Raw genomic sequence first — 20501 nt, forward strand, 5'->3', positions numbered from 1 at the left:
TTCAAGTAGTGTGGGCCGCCTGCGCGGCCCGGCCAGTCACGGTGCCTTGCAGCCCCGCCCTATCAGATCGTTGGTTGCCACCCAGTACACCAGGCCTTCGTCGCCCTTGGTGTGCAAGGCCAGCACGCCATCGCTGTACATCGCCCCCGAGGCGCTCGGCTCGGACTTGAGCCGGTAGACCTGGTCGCCGCCGCCGAGGCGAACGTCGACCGAATCCTGTTGCGCATCGGCGAAGCGCCAGAGCACCTCGGCCTGGCTGTCGCAGACCCAGCGGGTCCAGTTGTCTGCCGGGGCGGGTTGCGCCGGCTGCAGCAGCGAGCATCCTGCCAGTGTCGCCAGGGCCGTCACGGCCAAGAGCGCTTTCATCACGTTACTCCGCTAGGGGTCGCTGTGCGACCCAATCGCCGGCAAGCCGGCTCCCACAGTTCAAGCGCTGCTCCCGAGGTCAGCGCTCTACCTTGTGGGAGCCGGCTTGCCGGCGATTGGGCCGCACAGCGGCCCCTTGTTCAAGACCACAAAACAGCCATCAGGTTGCCTGCCACCCGATCAAGGGCAGCCCGGCGCCTGGCGCTGGTGCTCTTCATCGTATTTTTCCAGGCCTTCGGGGCCCACGCGCTTGCTGATCACCGGCACGGTTTCAGCCTGCCATTCGGACTGGTAGCAACCACCCTTGGGCGCTTGCACCGGGTCGCCGTCCGGCGTCGGGCCGCTGGAGCATGCGCTCAGCAGGCCCGCCACGATCATCACAGGCAATCGCTTGACCATCAGGTCGCTCCCTTTGCCAGGCGCCGCCATTGTCAGGCTTTTGCCCGCTCTTCCAGGATCGCCACGGCCGGCAGTACCTTGCCTTCGACGAATTCGAGGAATGCACCGCCACCGGTAGAAATGTAGGAGATATCTTTGCTGACGCCATATTTATCGATGGCCGCCAGGGTGTCGCCACCACCGGCGATGGAGAACGCAGCGCTTTCGGCGATGGCCTTGGCCAGCACCTGGGTGCCGTTGCCGAACTGGTCGAACTCGAACACACCGACCGGGCCGTTCCACAGGATGGTCTTGGACGACTTCAGCAGCTCGGCGAAGTTGGCCGCGGTTTGCGGGCCGATGTCCAAGATCATGTCGTCAGCCGCCACGTCGGCGATGGCCTTGACGGTGGCTTCGGCGCTTTCGGCGAATTGCTTGGCCACCACCACGTCCACCGGCAGCGGCACGCTGACCTTGGCAGCGATGGCCTTGGCGGTTTCGACCAGGTCAGGCTCGTACAGCGACTTGCCAACCGGGTGGCCGGCTGCGGCCAGGAAGGTGTTGGCGATGCCGCCACCGACGATCAGCTGGTCGCACACCGAGCTCAGGCTGTTCAGCACGTCCAGCTTGGTCGATACCTTGGAGCCGGCAACGATGGCCGCCATCGGCTTGGCCGGGGCTTTCAGGGCCTTGCCCAGGGCATCCAGTTCGGCGGCCAGCAACGGGCCAGCCGCGGCGACCTTGGCGAACTTGGCAACGCCGTGGGTCGAACCTTCGGCGCGGTGGGCGGTGCCGAAAGCGTCCATCACGAACACGTCGCACAGGGCAGCGTATTTCTGCGCCAGTTCGTCGGCGTTCTTCTTCTCGCCCTTGTTGAAGCGCACGTTCTCGAACAGCACCAGGTCACCGGCCTTGACCTGAACGCCCTCCAGGTAGTCGGCAACCAGCGGCACATCGCGGCCCAGGGCCTTGCTCAGGTAGTCGGCAACCGGCTTGAGGCTGTTCTCGGCCGAGAATTCGCCTTCGGTCGGGCGGCCCAGGTGCGAGCAGACCATTACCGCCGCGCCCTTTTCCAGGGCCAGCTTGATGGTCGGCAGCGCTGCCAGGATACGCGCGTCGCTGGTTACCACACCGTCCTTCACAGGCACGTTGAGGTCTTCGCGGATCAGTACGCGCTTACCTTGCAGGTCGAGGTCGGTCATCTTCAACACGGTCATGAATGCAGTCCTTCAGGGCTGTTTGGTGCGGGTTGGGTGGACGACGTGCAGATAGTGTTCGGCAACGTCGAGCATACGGTTGGCAAACCCCCATTCGTTGTCGAACCAAGCCAGCAGGTTCACCAGGCGAGGGCCTGAGACGCGGGTCTGGCTGGCATCGACGATCGCCGAATGCGGGTCATGGTTGAAATCACAGCTGGCGTGGGGCAGCTCGGTATAGGCCAGCAAGCCTTTGAGCGGGCCTTCCAGCGCCGCCTCGCGCAGCACCCGGTTGACCTCGGCCGCGCTGGTGTCGCGGGCGGTCTGCAGGGTGATGTCAAGGCACGAGACGTTGACGGTCGGTACGCGTACCGCTTTGGCCTGGATTCGCCCGGCAAGTTCCGGCAGCAGGCGCTCGATACCGCGCGCAAGCCCGGTGGACACCGGAATCACCGACTGGAAGGCCGAGCGCGTGCGGCGCAGGTCTTCGTGGTGGTAGGCGTCGATCACCGGCTGGTCGTTCATCGCCGAGTGGATGGTGGTGATCTGCACGTATTCGATGCCAAAGGCCTGGTCCAGCACGCGCAGCAGCGGCACGCCGCAGTTGGTGGTGCAGGAGGCGTTGGACACCAGGCGCTCGCTGCCGGTCAGGCAGGCCTGGTTGATGCCGTAGACCACCGTGGCATCCACATCCGCCTCGCTGGCCATGGGCTGGGAAAACAGCACCCGCGGCGCGCCGGCATCGAGGAAGCGCTGGCCATCGGCGCGGGTGTGGTAGGCGCCGGAACATTCCAGCACCAGGTCGATATCCAGGGCCGCCCAGTCGACGCCCTCGGGGGTGGCACTGCGCAGTACTTTCACGCAGTCGCCATTGATATGCAGACAATCGCCGTCGACCTTCACCTCGCCGGGGAAACGCCCGTGGGTGGAGTCGAAGCGTGTCAGGTATTCAACGCTGGCCTGGTCGGCCAGGTCGTTCAGCGCAACGATCTCGAAACCGGCCTTGGCCCCACGCTCGAACAGTGCGCGCAAGACACAGCGGCCGATGCGGCCATAACCGTTGAGTGCAACTTTGTAGGGACGCGGGTGGGGCATAGGTGGCTCGTGAAATCCGTCGGTTGAAAGGGGCCGCGTGCGGCCCATTCGCGGCACAAGGCCGCTCCCACAGGGGCTGCGGCGTGTGCAGACCCTGTGGGAGCGGCCTTGCGCCGCGAACGAGGGCCAGTGGGCCCTCGCTTTGCCTCTATCAGTCTTCCAGCAGCTCTTCGGCGGTGCCCAGGATGTTCTCCAGGGTGAAGCCGAACTCTTCGAACAGCGCAGGTGCCGGCGCCGACTCACCGTAGGTGGTCATGCCGATGACACGGCCTTCCAGGCCGACGTACTTGTACCAGAAGTCGGCGTGGGCGGCTTCGATGGCGATACGCGCGCCCACTTCGACCGGCAGCACGGACTGCTTGTAGCTGGCGTCCTGGGCGTCGAACACGCTGGTGCACGGCATCGACACGACGCGCACGTTGCGGCCTTGCTCGGCCAGCTTGGCATGCGCCTGAACGGCCAGGCCCACTTCGGAACCGGTGGCGATCAGGATCAGCTCAGGCTCGCCGGCGCAGTCCTTGAGCACGTAGCCGCCGCGGCTGATGTCGGCGATCTGCTGGGCGTCGCGCGCCTGGTGCTGCAGGTTCTGGCGCGAGAAGATCAGCGCCGAAGGGCCGTCGTTGCGCTCCAGGGCGTGCTTCCAGGACACGGCCGATTCGACCGCGTCGGCTGGGCGCCAGGTGTCCAGGTTCGGAGTGCTGCGCAGGCTGGTCAGCTGCTCGATCGGCTGGTGGGTCGGGCCGTCTTCGCCCAGGCCGATGGAGTCGTGGGTGTAGACATGGATCACGCGCTGCTTCATCAGCGCCGACATGCGCACCGCGTTGCGGGCGTATTCCATGAACATCAGGAAGGTCGCGCCGTAAGGCACCAGGCCGCCGTGCAGGGCAACGCCGTTCATGATCGCGGTCATGCCGAACTCGCGCACGCCGTAGAACACGTAGTTGCCGCTGGCGTCGTTGGCTTCGATGCCCTTGCAACCTTTCCACAGGGTCAGGTTGGAGCCGGCCAGGTCGGCCGAGCCGCCGAGGAACTCAGGCAGCAGCGGGCCGAAGGCGTTCAGGGTGTTCTGGCTGGCTTTACGGCTGGCGATGGTCTCGCCCTTGGCCGCCACTTCATTGATGTAGGCCTGGGCCTTTTCGCTGAAGTCGGCCGGCAGGTCGCCGCTGTCACGGCGCTTGAACTCGGCAGCCAGCTCCGGGTGGGCCTTGGCGTAGGCGTCGAAGCGCTGGTTCCAGTCGGCTTCGACCTGGGCACCGGCGGCCTTGGCATCCCACTCGGCGTAGATGTCGGCCGGGATTTCGAACGGGCCGTGGTTCCAGTTCAGTTCCTTGCGGGCCAGGGCGATTTCGTCGTTGCCCAGCGGAGCGCCGTGGCAGTCTTCCTTGCCCTGCTTGTTCGGCGAGCCGAAGCCGATGATGGTCTTGCAGCAGATCAGGGTCGGGCGGTCGCTCTTGCGCGCCGTCTCGATGGCCATCTTGATTTCTTCGGCATCGTGGCCGTCGACGTTGCGGATCACCTGCCAGTTGTACGCTTCGAAGCGTGCCGGGGTGTTGTCGGTGAACCAGCCGTGCACTTCGCCGTCGATGGAGATGCCGTTGTCATCGTAGAAGGCAACCAGCTTGTTCAGGCCCAGGGTGCCGGCCAGCGAGGCGACTTCGTGGGAGATGCCTTCCATCATGCAGCCGTCGCCGAGGAACACGTAGGTGTTGTGGTCGACGATGTCGTGGCCTTCGCGGTTGAACTGGGCAGCCAGTACCTTTTCCGCCAGGGCGAAGCCCACGGCGTTGGCCAGGCCCTGGCCCAGCGGGCCGGTGGTGGTTTCAACGCCTGGGGTGTAGCCGTATTCCGGGTGGCCCGGGGTGCGGCTGTGCAGTTGGCGGAAGCCTTTGATGTCATCGATGGTGACGTCGTAGCCGGTCAGGTGCAGCAGCGAGTAGATCAGCATCGAGCCGTGGCCGTTGGACAGCACGAAGCGGTCACGGTCAGCGAATTTCGGGTTGCTCGGGTTGTGCTTCAGATAGTCGCGCCAAAGCACTTCAGCGATATCCGCCATGCCCATGGGGGCACCTGGGTGGCCGCTGTTAGCCTTTTGCACGGCATCCATGCTGAGGGCACGAATGGCGTTGGCACGTTCACGACGGCTGGGCATCGCTTATCTCCTGGGACTGAATAGGTGGTGTTACGAAAAAGGCGGCCATTTTCGCCCACAGGCGGGCCCCGGGGCAATGACGTATGGCCGCAGTTGGGTATTTTTCCTGTGATTGGCCGCCAAAGCGGGTGAAAACCGGGAATCCACGGCGGCCACCGCACCCGCCCATCAGCCAATATCAAAACTTTTTGATATTGGCCTTGCGAGGGCAACGATGCCTGTCTAGACTGCCGGCCCATGAATCAGCGTGCGCGATCGATCCCGCCCCAGCAAAGTGACACCCTGGCTGCCCTGTGCAAAGCCAGCGGCGACGAGCTGCGCCTGAATGTTCTGCGGGTGCTGGCCAGCGATTCGTTCGGCGTGCTGGAGCTGGCGCAGATCTTCGACATCGGCCAGTCGGGCATGAGCCACCACCTCAAGGTGCTGGCCCAGGCGGAGCTGGTGGCCACGCGCCGCGAAGGCAACGCCATCTTCTACCGCCGCGCCCTGCCCCATGGCCGCCTGCACACGGCGCTGCTCGACGAGGTCGACGAGCTGGCCCTGGCCCAGGATGTCCAGGCCCGCATCGCGCAGATCCAGCAACGCCGCGCCGCCACCAGCCAGGACTTCTTCCTGCGCGTGGAAGAGAAGTTCCGCGCCCAGCAAGACCTGATCGCCGGCTTGCCGCAGTACCGCGAAAGCCTGCTGACACTGCTCGACACGCTGAATTTTTCGCCCAGCGCCAGTGCGCTGGAAGTCGGCCCCGGCGACGGCGGTTTTCTGCCCGACCTGGCCCGGCGCTTTGCCCGCGTCACCGCCCTGGACAACAGCCCGACCATGCTCGAGCTGGCGCGCCAGGTGTGCGAGCGCGAAGGCCTGAATAATGTAAACCTGCAGTTGGCCGATGCACTGGGTGCAACGGATGTGGAAGCCGACTGCGTTGTGCTGAACATGGTGCTGCACCATTTCAGCGACCCGGCCCTGGCCCTGCGCCTTTTGGCCAAACGGGTGAAAGCGGGCGGCAGCCTGCTGGTCACCGAACTGTGCAGCCATGACCAGGGGTGGGCGCGCGATGCCTGCGGCGACCTCTGGCTGGGCTTCGAACAGGACGACCTGGCCCGTTGGGCCAATGCGGCCGGGCTGGCCCTCGGGGACAGCCTCTACGTGGGCTTGCGTAACGGTTTCCAGATACAGGTCCGCCATTTTCAGCGGACGACTGGCGACACACACCATCGGTAAATTTTAGGAACCCGTCGAGATGAGCGAATACTCCCTTTTCACCTCCGAGTCCGTGTCCGAAGGGCATCCGGACAAGATCGCCGACCAGATTTCTGACGCGGTCCTGGACGCCATCATCGCCCAGGACAAGTACGCCCGCGTGGCGTGCGAAACCCTGGTCAAGACCGGTGTCGCCATCATCGCCGGCGAAGTCACCACCTCGGCCTGGGTCGACCTGGAAGAGCTGGTGCGCAAGGTCATCATCGACATCGGCTACAACAGCTCCGACGTCGGCTTCGACGGCGCCACCTGCGCCGTGATGAACATCATCGGCAAGCAGTCGGTGGACATCGCCCAGGGCGTTGACCGCTCCCGCCCGGAAGACCAGGGCGCCGGCGACCAGGGCCTGATGTTCGGCTACGCCAGCAACGAAACCGACGTGCTGATGCCAGCACCGATCTGCTTCTCGCACCGTCTGGTCGAGCGCCAGGCCGAAGCGCGCAAGTCCAAGCTGCTGCCTTGGCTGCGCCCGGATGCCAAGTCGCAGGTCACCTGCCGCTATGAAAACGGCAAGGTCGTGGGGATCGACGCGGTCGTGCTGTCGACCCAGCACAACCCTGAAGTGTCGCAAAAAGACCTGCAGGAAGCGGTGATGGAGCTGATCGTCAAGCACACCCTGCCTGCCGAACTGCTGCACAAGGACACCCAGTACCACATCAACCCGACCGGCAACTTCATCATCGGTGGCCCGGTGGGCGACTGCGGCCTGACCGGCCGCAAGATCATCGTCGACAGCTACGGCGGCATGGCTCGCCACGGTGGTGGCGCGTTCTCCGGCAAAGACCCATCCAAGGTCGACCGCTCCGCTGCCTACGCCGGCCGCTACGTGGCCAAGAACATCGTTGCCGCAGGCCTGGCCGAGCGTTGCGAGATCCAGGTGTCCTACGCCATTGGCGTGGCCCAGCCGACCTCCATCTCGATCAACACCTTCGGCACCGGCAAGGTGTCCGACGCGAAGATCGTCCAGCTGGTGCGCGAGTGCTTCGACCTGCGCCCATACGCCATCACCACCATGCTCGACCTGCTGCACCCGATGTATCAGGAAACCGCTGCCTACGGCCACTTCGGCCGTACCCCGCAGCAGAAGACTGTTGGCGACGACACCTTCACCACCTTCACCTGGGAGCGCACCGACCGCGCCCAGTCGCTGCGTGACGCTGCCGGCCTGTAAGGCCCCTGCAGGCGTAAACGAAAGCCCCTGCCGAGCGATCGGCAGGGGCTTTTTCGTGACATATCGGCTGACAACTGCAGTCGGCAGGCCCAGGGGCACTTGCCTAGGCTGAGGAGCACCTTTTCGCCACGCAAGGATGCTGGCCATGCCCTGGATACTGCTGTTTGCCCTGCTGATACTGCCCTTGCTGCCTACCCATGCACGCCAATGCCCGGCATGGCCCGCCACGCAGGCCGCCGCCGAAGTGGCCAGCTTGCGCGACACCCTACAGCGCTGGGACGACCACTACCACCGCCAGGGCCAGGCGCAGGTGGCCGACGAGCTGTACGACCAGAGCCGCCAACGCCTGCTGCAGCTTGAGCAGTGCTTTGCGATGGAGCGCGAACTGGGCTCGCTGGCCAGCGCACGCGGGCCGATCGCTCACCCCATTGCCCATACCGGGGTCGGCAAACTGCCCGACGAAACGGCCGTGGCGCGTTGGCTGGCCGGCAAGTCGGGGGTGTGGATCCAGCCCAAGGTCGACGGCGTTGCTGCCACGTTGATTTACCAACAGGGCCGCCTGGTGAAAGTGCTCAGCCGTGGCGACGGGCTTCAGGGGCACGACTGGAGCCGCCATATTCCAAAGCTCGCCGCGCTACCCCGGCAACTGCCCCAGGCACTGGACCTGACGCTGCAGGGCGAGCTCTACCTGCGTCTGGAGCAGCACGTGCAAGCCCAGGCAGGCAGCGCCAACGCTCGCGGCACCGTGGCCGGCTTGCTGGCACGCAAGCAGCTGGGCGCCGAACCGGGCGCCAGCATCGGCCTGTTCGTCTGGGACTGGCCCCAAGGCCCCGCCCGCCAAACCGAGCGCCTGGCAAAACTGAGCGACCTGGGCTTCCCGGACAGCCAATCCTACAGCCACCCCATCGACAACCTCGAACACGCCAGCCAATGGCGCCAGCACTGGTACCGCTCCCCCCTGCCCTTCGCCACCGACGGCGTGATCCTGCGCCAGGACAGCCGCCCACCTGCCGAGCGCTGGCAAGCCAACGCGCCCTACTGGATCGCCGCGTGGAAACATCCCTTTGCCCAGGCGCTGGCCGAAGTGCGCGAGGTGCACTTTCGCGTGGGGCGCACCGGCAAGGTCACCCCGCTGCTGAAGCTCGAGCCGGTGGCGCTGGACGATCGGCGCATCACCCAGGTCAGCCTGGGCTCGCTGGCGCGCTGGCAGGCCGCTGACGTGCGCCCAGGGGATCAGGTGGCCATCAGCCTGGCCGGGCTGACCATCCCGCGCTTCGAACAAGTGGTGCACCGCGCGGTAGAGCGGCGCAGCGTCACGCCGCCCGCACCCGGGCGCTATCATGCCCACAGCTGCTGGCAGGCCAGCGAAGGCTGCCAGGAGCAGTTCATCGCCCGGCTCACCTGGCTAAGCGGCAAGCATGGCCTGGCCATGCCGGGTACCGGCCCCGGCACCTGGCAGCGGCTGGTGGAAAGTGGCCGGGTGGGCGAGATCGGTGACTGGCTCGCGCTCGATGCCGAGCAGCTCATGGGCGTGCCAGGCATCAGCGAAACCACGGCCAGGCGCTTGCTCGATGCGTTCGCCAGTGGCCGTGCCCGGCCCTTCGAACAGTGGCTGCGTGCGCTTGGCGTGCCCGCGCCGCGCGCGGTGTTGCTTGAAGGCAGCTGGCAAACCCTGGCCCAGCGCTCCCCGCGTGACTGGCAGGCACTGCCTGGGGTAGGTGAAACGCGCGCGCGACAGCTGAGCACTTTCTTTTCCATGGCGGCCGTTCAGGGCATCGCCGAGCGGCTGGGGGCATTCGATGTAGACGGCTTCTCGCAACGCGGCACAAGCACGGCGCAATGAGTTTTCACAAAAATATCGGCCTGAATTGCCTTGGTTTGTTCTAGAAAAGTCCAACAAGGGTTCCTAAATCGGCAAAACCAAGGCAGCATTTGCCACAACTTTTTGCTGCCCCGCCCCGTCAAGGAGGCCCTGATGAAACGTATTTCCACCCTCGTTCTGCTGGCAACGCTCGGTCTGGCCGCAGGTGTCGCGCAGGCTGCCCAACCGGATGAGGGGCTGACCGGCTGCGCCGCCAAGCGCAGCGCCATCGAGAACCAGCTGAAGATCGCCCGCGAACACGGCAACAGCAACCAGGTCGCGGGCCTGGAACAAGCGCTGCGTGGCGTCGACAACTGCACCGACGCGAGCCTGCGCAAAGAGCGCGAGCAAAAGGTGCTGGATGCCCGCCATGAAGTCGCCCAGCGCGAGAAGGACTTGAAGAAGGCCGAGAAGAAAGGCGATTCGGAAAAGATCAACAAGCGCAAGGACAAGCTGGCCGAGTCGCGCAAGGAACTGCAGGAAGCGGTCGACGAACTCGACCGTTGATCGCCCTGAGGGCCTCATCGCCGGCAAGCCGGCTCCCACACGTTCACCACCCGGGTTCCGGCCTGCGGTGAAGGGGTGGGATGAGGCCCTCACAGCTGATCAATGATTGCGGAATTCGGTATGGCACGCCTTGCAGGCAGCCTCGACCTTGTCCATCGGCCCTTTCAACTGCGCAGCGTCGAGCGGCTGGCTGCGCGTCACCTCGACCAGTTCGCCGGTGACGCCTTCAAGCGCCTGGGCAAGCTCATGGAAGCGCGCCTGGCGCTGCCACACTTCGGGCCGCGCACTGCTGTTGCCGTCATCCTGCACCTGAGGGAAGTGCTGCCAGGGCTCGTGGGCCAGGGCGTCCAGCTTCAGCGCACCGTCGGCGAACTTGCTGGCGTCGAACGGCAGGCGCCCGCGCAGCATGCCACCCATGTCCTCGCTGGTCTTGAGCATGTCCTTGAAGATGGCCTTGCGCTTGCCCAGTGGCGAGTTCGGGTCGACCCGGTCACAGGCGGTCAGGGCAAGGGCGGCGAGCAGTACTACGGTCAATCGCTTGAACATCACGGTCTCTTGGGCCTCGCAAATGGGCGGCCAGTATCGCCGCCTGCCAGGCAAAGACCAATAGCCACATAAAACACAGGGGTGAATCTTCATGTTCGCCCCCACAGGAACCCACCGATGAAATCTGCCCTGCGCCACCTGGCCTGGACACTCCCGGCCCTGGCCCTGCTGGCGGGCTGCAACGGCGGCGAAAGCGCCAAGCCCGAGCCGCATGCCATCGCCACCTACGCCCCCGCCACCTGGAACGACCTGCCCAAGGTCAGCGACAGCGACCTGCTGGCGGGCTTCGATGCCTGGCGAGCGGGCTGCGAAAAACTCAAGCGTGACCCGGTGTGGGCCGCCACCTGCGAAGCTGCGCAAGGCATTCCCGAAGATGCCGCCCAGGTACGCGCCTTCCTGCAGCAGCAACTGCAGGTCTACGGCCTGCGTTCTGCCGAAAACAACGCCAATGGCCTGATCACCGGTTACTACGAGCCGGTCTACCCAGGCAGCCTCAAGCGCACCGAAAAGGCCCACGTGCCGGTGTATGGCATCCCCGATGACATGATTGTCGTCGACCTTGCGAGCATCTACCCCGAACTCAAGGGCAAGCGCCTGCGGGGTCGTATCGAAGGGCGCGTGCTCAAGCCCTACGACACTGCCGAGGTGATCTACCGCGATGGCGCCAAGGCACCGGTGCTGGCCTGGCTCACCGACCCGATGGACCTGCAGTTCCTGCAGATTCAAGGCTCGGGGCGCGTGCAACTGGCTGACGGCCGCCAACTGCGCCTGGGTTATGCCGACCAGAACGGCCACCCCTACCGGCCGATCGGCCGCTGGCTGATCGAGCAGGGCCAGCTGAAGAAAGAAGACGTGAGCATGGGCGCCATCCACGCCTGGGCCCAGGCCAACCCGCAACGGGTACCGGAACTGCTGGCCAGCAACCCCAGCTACGTGTTCTTCAGCACCCGCCCCGACAGCAACGAGGGCCCACGCGGCTCGCTCAACGTGCCGCTGACGGCAGGCTACAGCGTTGCCATCGACCGCAAGGTGATTCCGCTGGGCAGTTTGCTGTGGCTGTCCACCACGCGCCCGGACGGCACGCCAGTGGTGCGGCCGGTGGGGGCTCAGGATACGGGTGGGGCCATTACTGGCGAAGTGCGCGCGGACCTGTTCTGGGGCACCGGGCCGCAGGCTGGGGAACTGGCGGGGAACATGAAGCAGCAGGGGCAGATCTGGATGCTGTGGCCCAAAGGCCAGCCGCTGCCTGACGTGCCGAAGGTCCTGTAGACCTGCAGTGGCCACATCGCCGGCAAGCCGGCTCCCACAGGTAGTTCATCAGGCTTGAGGCCTGGGTTTACCCTGTGGGAGCCGGCTTGCCGGCGATGAAGCCACCTCGATTTCAGATCGAAACCACGAAGAACGACACGATCAACGCCAACCCGGCAAACCACACCAGCGAGCGCAACGCCGCCCAGTCCGCCAGGTAGCAGATGATGTAGAGCAAGCGGCTGGTGATGTACATCACCGCCAGCACATCCTGGGTCACCTGCTCGGCATTGCCGACCACATCCGCCACCAGCACCGCCGCCGCGAATGCCGGAAACGCTTCATAGCTGTTCTGCTGCGCAGCATGGGCACGGCGTGGCAACCCGGACAGCGTGTCGAGGAAGGCGCGCGGGTCGTGATTGTCCTTCAGGCCGAAACGGCCGCTGGCGACCTTGGCGATCAGCGCACAGAAAGGCGGCAGCACCAGCGCGATCAGGATGCACCACAGGGCAACGGTCATGCTCATGACTCCTTGTACGAAAATGGGTTAGAGCTTCATCACCAGCATGCCTGCCAGGACCAGCCCGCAAGCTAGGAGTCTCGGCCCGCCAAAAGGTTCTTTGAGGTAGCGCATGCCCAGCAGCACCACCAGCACCACGCTCAGTTCACGCAGTGCCGCCGCCTCGGCCACCGAGCCCAGGTGCATGGCCCACAGCACCAGCGCATAGCTGAGCAGCACGCACAACCCCACCGCCAGGCCCAGCCGCCATTGCGTGCGCCAGAACAGCACGAACGGCGCCCGCCGCGCCACACTGGCCAACAGCGGGAAAGGCCAGGCGCTGAGCAAGGTCAGCCAGACCAGGTAGTCCCAGGGCTTGCCCCACAGCCGCACGGCCTGCCCGTCGAACCAGGTGTAGCAACCGATACACAAGCCGATCAGCGCCACCACCGGCAGCATCGACCAGGGCAGCCGGTCCCCGCCGCCGCCCTGCCACAACAGGCAGGCCATGCCGCAAGGGATCAGCAGGATGCCGATGATCTGCTGCTGGCTCAGCGACTCGCCGGCGAACGCCAGGGTCAGCCCCAGCACCACCAGCGGCGACAGCCCGCGCATCAGAGGATAGACCAGGCCCAGGTCGCCGACCCGGTAGGCCTGGATCAGCAAGAAGCGATAGAGCTGCTCGGCCAGTGCCGAGGCCAGCAGCCACGGCCAGATCTCGGCCGGCGGGAACTCTGTGAAGGCCACGGCGCACACCGCGAAGGCCAGTGCCACGGTGTCCATGCTGGCGATGACCAACAGGCGCTCGCCGCTGAATTTGATCAGGGTGTTCCACGTCGCGTGCAGCAGGGCGGCGATCAGGACCAGGGAAGTTGCCAACACGCGGGGAGCTCCTTGCAGTCAGAGCGGGCAACGATACAACGCTTCCGGCCCGGAAAGCGCGATGGAACGAAAAGAACAAATCTGGTCAAACCTGTGTCCCGAAACCATCGCCAGGTCATCAAACAACTGCCCGATGCCATTCGGGTACGACTTGGAAGCCATTGTTACAGGATTCGGGATGCTTGAATTAGTTGCCGCGTTTATCTGCCTCACCACCCTCCTCACCTACGTCAATTACCGTTTCATCGGCCTGCCGCCCGCCATCGGCGTGATGGTCACCGCGCTGCTGTTTTCCCTGCTGCTGCAGGGCCTGAGCCTGATCGGCTTCCCGGGCCTTGAGGCACGCGTCGAAGGGCTGATGAACCAGATCGATTTCAACGACCTGCTGATGCACTGGATGCTGGCGTTCCTGCTGTTCGCCGGCGCACTGCACGTCAACCTCGCGGACCTGCGCAGCTACCGCTGGCCCATCGGCCTGCTGGCCACCATCGGCGTGCTGATCGCCACGGTGGTGATCGGCTACCTGTCGCACTGGGTGTTCGCGCTGTTCGGCTGGCAGGTGCCGCTGATCTACTGCCTGCTGTTCGGTGCGCTGATTTCGCCGACCGACCCCATCGCAGTGCTCGGCGCCCTGCGTACCGCCAACGCCTCCAAGCCGCTGAAAACCACCATCGTCGGCGAGTCGCTGTTCAACGACGGCACTGCGGTGGTGGTGTTCACCGTGCTGCTGGGCATCATCCAGCTGGGCGAAACGCCGAGCTTTTCCGAGACGGCGCTGCTGTTCGCCCGCGAGGCCATCGGTGGCGTGGTGTTCGGTGGGGTGATCGGCTACGCCACCTACCGCATGATCAAGAGCGTCGAGCAGTACCAGGTCGAGGTCATGCTGACCCTGGCGCTGGTCATCGGCGGTTCGGCGATGTGCTACGAGCTGCACGTCTCGGCGCCGATCGCCATGGTGGTGGCCGGCCTGATCATCGGCAACCTGGGCCGCAACCTGGCGATGAACGACATGACCCGCCGCTACATGGACGGTTTCTGGGAGCTGATCGACGACATGCTCAACGCCCTGCTGTTCGCCCTGATCGGCCTGGAGCTGTTGCTGCTGCCGTTCAACTGGCTGCACCTGGCGGCCGGTGGGGTGCTGGCCCTGGCAGTGCTGCTGTCGCGCCTGCTGACGGTGGCGCCGGCCATCGTGCTGCTGCGGCGCTGGCGGAGCGTGCCGAAAGGCACTGTGCGAGTGCTCACCTGGGGTGGCTTGCGGGGCGGGGTTTCGGTGGCGTTGGCGCTGTCGTTGCCCCAAGGCAGCGAGCGCGACCTGCTGCTGTCGATCACCTATATCGTGGTGCTGTCGTCGATTCTGGTGCAGGGGTTGAGCATCGGCCGGGTGGTGCGCAAGGTCAGCGCACAACCCTGACATTTTGGGGCCGCTTTGCGGCCCAATCGCCGGCAAGCCGGCTCCCACAAAGTAAGCGGCGCTGCCATACCTGTGGGAGCCGGCTTGCCGGCGATTGGGCTGCAGAGCAGCCCCAAAACCATCACTCGACCGCCGAATCCGGGAACTGGTCCTGCACGTACTTGATCTCGGTGCGCCCATGGGCCGCCGGCAAGCCATCTTCGCCGAGGTTGACGAAGACCATGCGGTCTACCGTGAGAATGCTCTTGCGGGTGATCTTGTTGCGCACTTCGCAGCGCAGGGTGATCGAGGTGCGGCCGAATTCGGTGGCGGTGATGCCCAGCTCGATGATGTCGCCCTGGCGCGAGGCACTGACGAAGTTGATCTCCGACATGTACTTGGTCACCACGCGCTGGTTGCCCAGCTGGACGATGGCGTAGATCGCCGCTTCTTCGTCGATCCAGCGCAGCAGGCTGCCGCCGAACAATGTGCCGTTGGGGTTGAGGTCTTCGGGTTTTACCCACTTGCGGGTGTGAAAGTTCATCAGTACTCCTGACCTGCTTGGCTAACGTGAAGTAATGATGGCAGAGCGGCGCCGGCCGCTCCATTGAACATCGACTATCGTCTCGATTAATCGACAGAAAGCCTTTGGTGTGTCACACGGCCACGGCTATAATCCCTGCCGATTCACATGGCAGCCATTAGCGGTGCCATGCCCGCCACCCACCCGAGGGGCGCTGCAGCAGGCTCGGCCTGTCAGGCTCGGATGGGGCGTTGTCCGCTGCCGCGGACGCTCAACGCACAACGGCGCCCATTCGCACACTACGAATGGAGGCTCTCAATGAGCGCTGTAAACACGCCTGCAGGTTTTACCGATTTCAAAGTCGCCGACATCTCCCTCGCCGCCTGGGGCCGTCGCGAAACCATCATCGCCGAATCGGAAATGCCTGCCCTGATGGGCCTGCGTCGCAAGTACCTGGCTGAGCAGCCGCTCAAGGGTGCGAAGATCCTGGGCTGCATCCACATGACCATCCAGACTGCCGTGCTGATCGAAACCCTGGTTGCCCTGGGTGCCGAAGTGCGCTGGTCGTCCTGCAACATCTTCTCGACCCAGGACCAGGCTGCCGCCTCCATCGCTGCCGCCGGTATCCCGGTCTTCGCCTGGAAAGGTGAAACCGAGGAAGAATACGAGTGGTGCCTGGAGCAGACCATCCTCAAGGATGGCCAGCCATGGGACGCCAACATGATCCTCGACGACGGCGGCGACCTGACCGAGCTGCTGCACAAGAAGTACCCGGCCGTTCTGGACCGCGTGCATGGCGTTACCGAAGAGACCACCACCGGTGTGCACCGCCTGCTCGACATGCTGGCCAAAGGCGAGCTGAAAGTCCCGGCGATCAACGTCAACGACTCGGTCACCAAGAGCAAGAACGACAACAAGTACGGCTGCCGTCACAGCCTCAACGATGCCATCAAGCGCGGCACCGACCACCTGCTGTCGGGCAAGCAAGCCCTGGTGATCGGCTACGGTGACGTGGGCAAGGGTTCGGCCCAGTCCCTGCGTCAGGAAGGCATGATCGTCAAGGTCACCGAAGTTGACCCGATCTGCGCCATGCAGGCCTGCATGGATGGCTTCGAGCTGGTCTCGCCGTTCATCGATGGCATCAACGACGGCACCGAAGCCAGCATCGACAAGGCCCTGCTGGGCAAGATCGACCTGATCGTCACCACCACCGGTAACGTCAACGTCTGCGATGCCAACATGCTCAAGGCCCTGAAGAAGCGTGCCGTGGTCTGCAACATCGGCCACTTCGACAACGAGATCGACACCGCCTTCATGCGCAAGAACTGGGCGTGGGAAGAGGTCAAGCCACAGGTGCACAAGATCCACCGCACCGGCGCTGGTGACTTCGACCCGCAGAACGACGACTACCTGATCCTGCTGGCCGAAGGCCGCCTGGTGAACCTGGGCAACGCCACTGGCCACCCAAGCCGCATCATGGACGGTTCGTTCGCCAACCAGGTACTGGCGCAGATCTTCCTGTTCGAGCAGAAGTACGCCGACCTGTCGGCCGAGAAGAAAGCCGAGCGTCTGACCGTTGAAGTGCTGCCGAAAAAGCTCGACGAAGAAGTGGCCCTGGAAATGGTCCGCGGCTTCGGCGGCGTGGTCACCCAGCTGACCAAGCAGCAGGCCGACTACATCGGCGTGGCTGTCGAAGGCCCGTTCAAGCCGCACGCCTACCGCTACTAAGCGGCAAGCGCCCGGTGGCATGCCGCCGGGCGCTGGTAGTCGTTGAATCTTGATCGATGCCCGAGCCAGGCCGGCCCCCACCGCCCTGGCTTTTACTTGCAGCTTGCGGCCCATGGCTTGCAGCTGAGGAAACAGAGATGTCACAAGAACGCCGCTACAGTTTCGAATTCTTCCCCACCAAGACCGACGCCGGTCACGAAAAGCTGATGGCCGTGGCCAAGCAGCTGGCCGCCTACAACCCGGACTTCTTCTCCTGCACCTATGGCGCCGGTGGCTCGACCCGCGACCGCACGCTGAACACCGTGCTGCAGCTGGAAAGCGAAGCCAAGGTCCCGGCCGCCCCGCACCTGTCGTGCGTCGGCGACAGCAAGGACGAGCTGCGCGCCCTGCTTGCCCAGTACCAGGCAGCCGGCATCAAGCGCATCGTCGCCCTGCGCGGCGACCTGCCGTCGGGCATGGGCATGGCCAGTGGCGAACTGCGCTACGCCAGCGACCTGGTCGAGTTCATCCGCCAGGAAAGCGGTGACCACTTCCACCTGGAAGTTGCCGCCTACCCGGAAATGCACCCGCAGGCGCGCAATTTCGAAGCCGACCTGGCCAACTTCGTGCACAAGGTCAAGGCCGGTGCCGACAGCGCCATCACCCAGTACTTCTTCAACGCCGACAGCTATTTCTACTTCGTCGAGCGCGTGCAGAAGCTGGGCGTGGACATCCCGGTGGTGCCCGGCATCATGCCGATCACCAACTACAGCAAGCTGGCACGCTTCTCCGACGCCTGCGGCGCCGAGATCCCGCGCTGGATCCGCAAGCAGCTGGAAGCCTATGGCGACGACACCGCCAGCATCCAGGCCTTCGGTGAAGAAGTGATCACCCGCATGTGCGAGCAATTGCTGCAAGGCGGCGCGCCGGGCCTGCACTTCTATACCCTGAACCAGGCCGATGCCAGCCTGGCCATCTGGAACAACCTGAAGCTGCCGCGCTGAAACTTTTTGGCAAGATCTTATTCAGTAAGGATTAAGGCTTAAGTCATAGACTAAGGCCTTATTTCCTTCCTGGAACATGCAGGTCTTGCCACACATGCCACCGCTCTCGCCTAGCCGCCCGCAACTGGTCTACCTGGCCTTCGGGCCGGCCACCTATCACCAGGAAGCCTGTTTCAGCATCGTCAGCGCCCTCGCCCACCTCGACACGCAGGCCGGCGAAGCCCTGGATATCCACGTCTATACCGACAACCCGGCGCCCTATGGCCAGCTGCCGGTTACCGTGCACCTGCTCGACGAAGCCACCCGCGCAGCCTGGAACGCCCCCCACGGCTATCACTTTCGCAGCAAGCACGTGCTGCTGCGCCAGGTGCTGCAGCAGCACCCGCTGGCCGTGCTGATCGATACCGACACCTTCTTTCGCACCTCGCCCCTCAAGCTGTTCCAGCGCGTTCGCCCAGGCCATATGCTGTGCAACTTCATCGGCCCGCGCTACGGCGCCAACCAAGCCTGCCTGCTGTACCGCAACCTGGTGGCGATCCTCGAGCAGCGCGGCCTTGCCGATTGCCAGATGCCACTCCTGAACTCGGGGGTGATCGGCCTCAGCGCTGACGACGCCGCCACCCTCGACCGCTCCATCGCCCTGATGGATGAGCTCTATCCACTGGCCCGCACGGCCTACACGCTGGAAGAATTCTGCCTGGCAGTGGCGGCATATCGCACGCTCGAGGTGGCCGAGTGTGCCGATGTCATCCACCACTACTGGAGCCGCAAGGCGCAGTTCCGCGCCAAGATCCAGGCCTGGCTGCACAAGCATGGCGACGATTTGCTGAGTGCGCGGGCGCGGGCCGATGTGGCGCTGGTCAACGACCAGTTGCCACGCCCCCCGGCGCTGCACCGCCTGGGTTACAAGGCCCTGAGCCTGACCCTGCCAAGCCGCGAACGGCAGTTTGCCCGCGAGCTGCTGTATGGCTGCTACCCCTACCCCAACGAGTTCGACCGCGCCTGCGCCCCGGCCTGGTGGGACAAGGCGCTGGAGAACCTCAACCAGCGCTTCGGCCACACCGCCCCCGAGCAGTTGCGCCAGTGCCTGCGCCACCCGGGCCTGCGCTTGTCGCTGGGCGAGCGGCGCAAGGACATCGAGGCGCACCTGCTCAAAGCCTCTGCGCACTAAGCCGGTCACTGGCCTTGCCCCGCCCGAGCGCGTAATCTCGCGCCATGTCTGCGATCACCCGCCTGCTCTGCATCCTCCTGCTCGCCTGCCTGAGCCCGATAGCGCTTGGCGAGCGCCTGCGCCTGGTCAGCGACGACTGGGCGCCGTACATCTACCAGGATGGCGGCCAACCCAAGGGCATCGACTATGAAGTCTCGCGCGAAGTGTTCAAGCGCCTGGGGGTCGAGGTGGAGTGGGAATTCATGCCCTGGAAGCGCTGCCTGGCGATGATCGAGCAAGGCCTGGCCGACGGCGTGATGGACATCTTCAAGGTCGATGCGCGCAAGGCCTACATGGTCTACCCGATGGAACCCATGTCCGATGCCGAATTCGTCCTGTATCAGGCCAGCCGCCGCCGTCATGCCATCCATCAACTCGGCGACCTCGACGGCCTGACCGTCGGCACCTCGCCAGGCTACGCCTACGGCCCGGAATTTCTCGAGGCAACGGGCTTCAAGCGTGAATCGGCGCCCAGCCACGAGGCCAATTTCGGCAAACTCGTGCTGGGCCGCATCGACCTGCTGATTACCGACCGCCTGGTCGGGCGCTACCTGCGCCGGCAATTGGGCCTTGAGCAACAGGTCGAAGAGCTGCCGCTGGTGGTCAGCCGCCAGCCCCAGTACCTGGGCCTGGCGCGCAAACCCGGGCGCGAACAGCTGGCCCAGGCCTTTGCCGATGAGCTGCGCCGGTTCAAGCAGGAACCCGCCTTCGTCGCGATAATCGAACGCTATATTGGCGACACCCGCCATCTTCCTCACGCCGTTGAGCAGCAGGAAAGCAGCACGCTGCAATAGCTCTGTTATACTCGGGCCTTCCCGCCCGGCTCACGCCCGGACGCTCGGCCTCGAAACAAGCATCCCGATCGGCATTGACGCCCCTTGGTGTCCACCCCCCGCTTCCCGGATGTGCAGTGAAAGCCCAGCTGGACCGGACGCGATCGCATCCCTCCGATGCCCGTCGCGCCAGGCAGAACATCCCAACGGGCCCAGCCCCAACGAGAACAGGATTGCCCATGTCCTTTGCTTCCCTCGGTCTCTCCGAGGCTCTTGTCCGCGCTATCGAAGCTGCGGGCTACACCCAGCCGACTCCGGTGCAACAGCGAGCCATTCCCGCCGTGTTGCAAGGCCGCGACCTGATGGTTGCCGCACAGACTGGTACTGGTAAAACCGGCGGTTTCGCCCTGCCGATCCTCGAGCGCCTGTTCCCGGCCGGTCACCCCGACAAATCCCAGCGCCATGGCCCGCGCCAACCGCGTGTCCTGGTCCTGACCCCGACCCGCGAGCTGGCAGCCCAGGTGCACGACAGCTTCAAGGTGTACGCCCGCGACCTGCCACTGGTCAGCGCCTGCATCTTCGGCGGCGTCGGCATGAACCCGCAGATCCAGGCCATTGCCAAGGGCGTGGACGTGCTCGTGGCGTGCCCGGGTCGCCTGCTCGACCTGGCCGGCCAAGGCAAGGTCGACCTGGCCCACGTGGAAATCCTGGTATTGGACGAAGCCGACCGCATGCT

Annotated in this window: 20 protein-coding genes and 1 riboswitch; of the genes, 11 read left to right on the plus strand and 9 right to left on the minus strand. The window is 64.8% G+C overall.

The annotated features are described in order from the left end of the window. Nucleotides 1–36 precede the first annotated feature (36 nt). The 5 genes from B3E94_RS15315 to tkt all read right to left on the minus strand — a co-directional run bounded on the left by B3E94_RS15315 (nucleotide 37) and on the right by tkt (nucleotide 5184). On the minus strand, nucleotides 37–366 hold the full coding sequence (locus tag B3E94_RS15315) for an MliC family protein (RefSeq protein WP_286914159.1): 330 nt from the start codon (nucleotides 364–366) through the stop codon (nucleotides 37–39). Between the two features lie 180 nt (nucleotides 367–546). Next, the gene (locus B3E94_RS15320) at nucleotides 547–765 is read right to left on the minus strand and encodes a hypothetical protein (RefSeq protein WP_286914160.1); all 219 of its coding nucleotides are present in this window, start codon (nucleotides 763–765) and stop codon (nucleotides 547–549) included. Nucleotides 766–797: 32 nt separating this feature from the next. Next, entirely contained in the window at nucleotides 798–1961 is a 1164-nt protein-coding gene (locus tag B3E94_RS15325; RefSeq protein ID WP_286914161.1) for a phosphoglycerate kinase, read from the minus strand. A 12-nt stretch (nucleotides 1962–1973) separates the two neighbouring features. After that, nucleotides 1974–3035 (minus strand): erythrose-4-phosphate dehydrogenase, encoded by a 1062-nt coding sequence (gene epd, locus B3E94_RS15330; RefSeq protein ID WP_236237465.1) that lies wholly within the window; start codon nucleotides 3033–3035, stop codon nucleotides 1974–1976. Between the two features lie 151 nt (nucleotides 3036–3186). Further along, the gene (tkt, locus tag B3E94_RS15335; protein WP_286914162.1) at nucleotides 3187–5184 is read right to left on the minus strand and encodes a transketolase; all 1998 of its coding nucleotides are present in this window, start codon (nucleotides 5182–5184) and stop codon (nucleotides 3187–3189) included. 237 nt (nucleotides 5185–5421) lie between these two features. Here tkt and B3E94_RS15340 point away from each other — a divergent pair, with 237 nt between their 5' ends. From B3E94_RS15340 to B3E94_RS15355, 4 genes are all read left to right on the plus strand, one after another. Next, complete coding sequence (locus tag B3E94_RS15340) at nucleotides 5422–6402, plus strand: ArsR/SmtB family transcription factor (protein ID WP_286914164.1); 981 nt, start codon at nucleotides 5422–5424, stop codon at nucleotides 6400–6402. 19 nt (nucleotides 6403–6421) lie between these two features. Then, nucleotides 6422–7612 carry a methionine adenosyltransferase gene (gene metK / locus B3E94_RS15345; RefSeq protein ID WP_176513774.1) on the plus strand — a complete coding sequence of 397 codons (1191 nt, stop codon included), beginning with the start codon at nucleotides 6422–6424 and terminating at the stop codon, nucleotides 7610–7612. A gap of 145 nt (nucleotides 7613–7757) precedes the next feature. Then, complete coding sequence (gene ligB, locus B3E94_RS15350; RefSeq protein ID WP_286914165.1) at nucleotides 7758–9455, plus strand: NAD-dependent DNA ligase LigB; 1698 nt, start codon at nucleotides 7758–7760, stop codon at nucleotides 9453–9455. Between the two features lie 132 nt (nucleotides 9456–9587). Then, complete coding sequence (locus tag B3E94_RS15355; protein ID WP_176513769.1) at nucleotides 9588–9980, plus strand: DUF1090 domain-containing protein; 393 nt, start codon at nucleotides 9588–9590, stop codon at nucleotides 9978–9980. A 99-nt stretch (nucleotides 9981–10079) separates the two neighbouring features. Here B3E94_RS15355 and B3E94_RS15360 read toward each other — a convergent pair whose 3' ends face one another. After that, nucleotides 10080–10526, minus strand: coding sequence for a c-type cytochrome (locus tag B3E94_RS15360; RefSeq protein WP_286914166.1), 447 nt, complete (start codon nucleotides 10524–10526; stop codon nucleotides 10080–10082). A 117-nt stretch (nucleotides 10527–10643) separates the two neighbouring features. On the opposite strand from B3E94_RS15360, the gene B3E94_RS15365 reads away from it, so the two are divergent. Next, nucleotides 10644–11795, plus strand: a complete 1152-nt coding sequence (locus tag B3E94_RS15365) for a murein transglycosylase A (protein WP_286914168.1) — start codon at nucleotides 10644–10646, stop codon at nucleotides 11793–11795. 112 nt (nucleotides 11796–11907) lie between these two features. Here the strand turns inward: B3E94_RS15365 and B3E94_RS15370 are convergent, their stop codons facing one another. Together B3E94_RS15370 and B3E94_RS15375 are read right to left on the minus strand one after the other, a co-directional pair. Then, nucleotides 11908–12294, minus strand: a complete 387-nt coding sequence (locus B3E94_RS15370) for an MAPEG family protein (protein ID WP_176513763.1) — start codon at nucleotides 12292–12294, stop codon at nucleotides 11908–11910. Between the two features lie 27 nt (nucleotides 12295–12321). Next, entirely contained in the window at nucleotides 12322–13155 is an 834-nt protein-coding gene (locus tag B3E94_RS15375) for an EamA family transporter (protein WP_236237472.1), read from the minus strand. 178 nt (nucleotides 13156–13333) lie between these two features. Between B3E94_RS15375 and B3E94_RS15380 the strand changes: the two genes are divergently transcribed. Continuing rightward, nucleotides 13334–14569 (plus strand): cation:proton antiporter, encoded by a 1236-nt coding sequence (locus B3E94_RS15380; protein WP_176513759.1) that lies wholly within the window; start codon nucleotides 13334–13336, stop codon nucleotides 14567–14569. A gap of 121 nt (nucleotides 14570–14690) precedes the next feature. Here B3E94_RS15380 and B3E94_RS15385 read toward each other — a convergent pair whose 3' ends face one another. Then, on the minus strand, nucleotides 14691–15092 hold the full coding sequence (locus B3E94_RS15385; protein ID WP_085676699.1) for an acyl-CoA thioesterase: 402 nt from the start codon (nucleotides 15090–15092) through the stop codon (nucleotides 14691–14693). Nucleotides 15093–15271: 179 nt separating this feature from the next. After that, a riboswitch (S-adenosyl-L-homocysteine riboswitch) is annotated at nucleotides 15272–15368 on the plus strand. A gap of 21 nt (nucleotides 15369–15389) precedes the next feature. Here B3E94_RS15385 and ahcY point away from each other — a divergent pair. The 5 genes from ahcY to B3E94_RS15410 all read left to right on the plus strand — a co-directional run. Then, complete coding sequence (ahcY, locus tag B3E94_RS15390) at nucleotides 15390–16799, plus strand: adenosylhomocysteinase (RefSeq protein ID WP_176514116.1); 1410 nt, start codon at nucleotides 15390–15392, stop codon at nucleotides 16797–16799. Nucleotides 16800–16936: 137 nt separating this feature from the next. Further along, complete coding sequence (metF, locus tag B3E94_RS15395) at nucleotides 16937–17782, plus strand: methylenetetrahydrofolate reductase [NAD(P)H] (RefSeq protein WP_286914170.1); 846 nt, start codon at nucleotides 16937–16939, stop codon at nucleotides 17780–17782. A gap of 94 nt (nucleotides 17783–17876) precedes the next feature. Further along, the gene (locus B3E94_RS15400) at nucleotides 17877–18953 is read left to right on the plus strand and encodes a hypothetical protein (protein ID WP_286914171.1); all 1077 of its coding nucleotides are present in this window, start codon (nucleotides 17877–17879) and stop codon (nucleotides 18951–18953) included. A gap of 44 nt (nucleotides 18954–18997) precedes the next feature. Then, nucleotides 18998–19786, plus strand: coding sequence for a substrate-binding periplasmic protein (locus B3E94_RS15405; protein ID WP_286914172.1), 789 nt, complete (start codon nucleotides 18998–19000; stop codon nucleotides 19784–19786). Nucleotides 19787–20004: 218 nt separating this feature from the next. Further along, a partial coding sequence (locus tag B3E94_RS15410; protein ID WP_286914174.1) for a DEAD/DEAH box helicase occupies nucleotides 20005–20501 on the plus strand: 497 nt, incomplete at its 3' end.

It is taken from the genome of Pseudomonas sp. UBA6315, assembly GCF_002438125.1.
Lineage (GTDB): Bacteria > Pseudomonadota > Gammaproteobacteria > Pseudomonadales > Pseudomonadaceae > Aquipseudomonas > Aquipseudomonas faucium.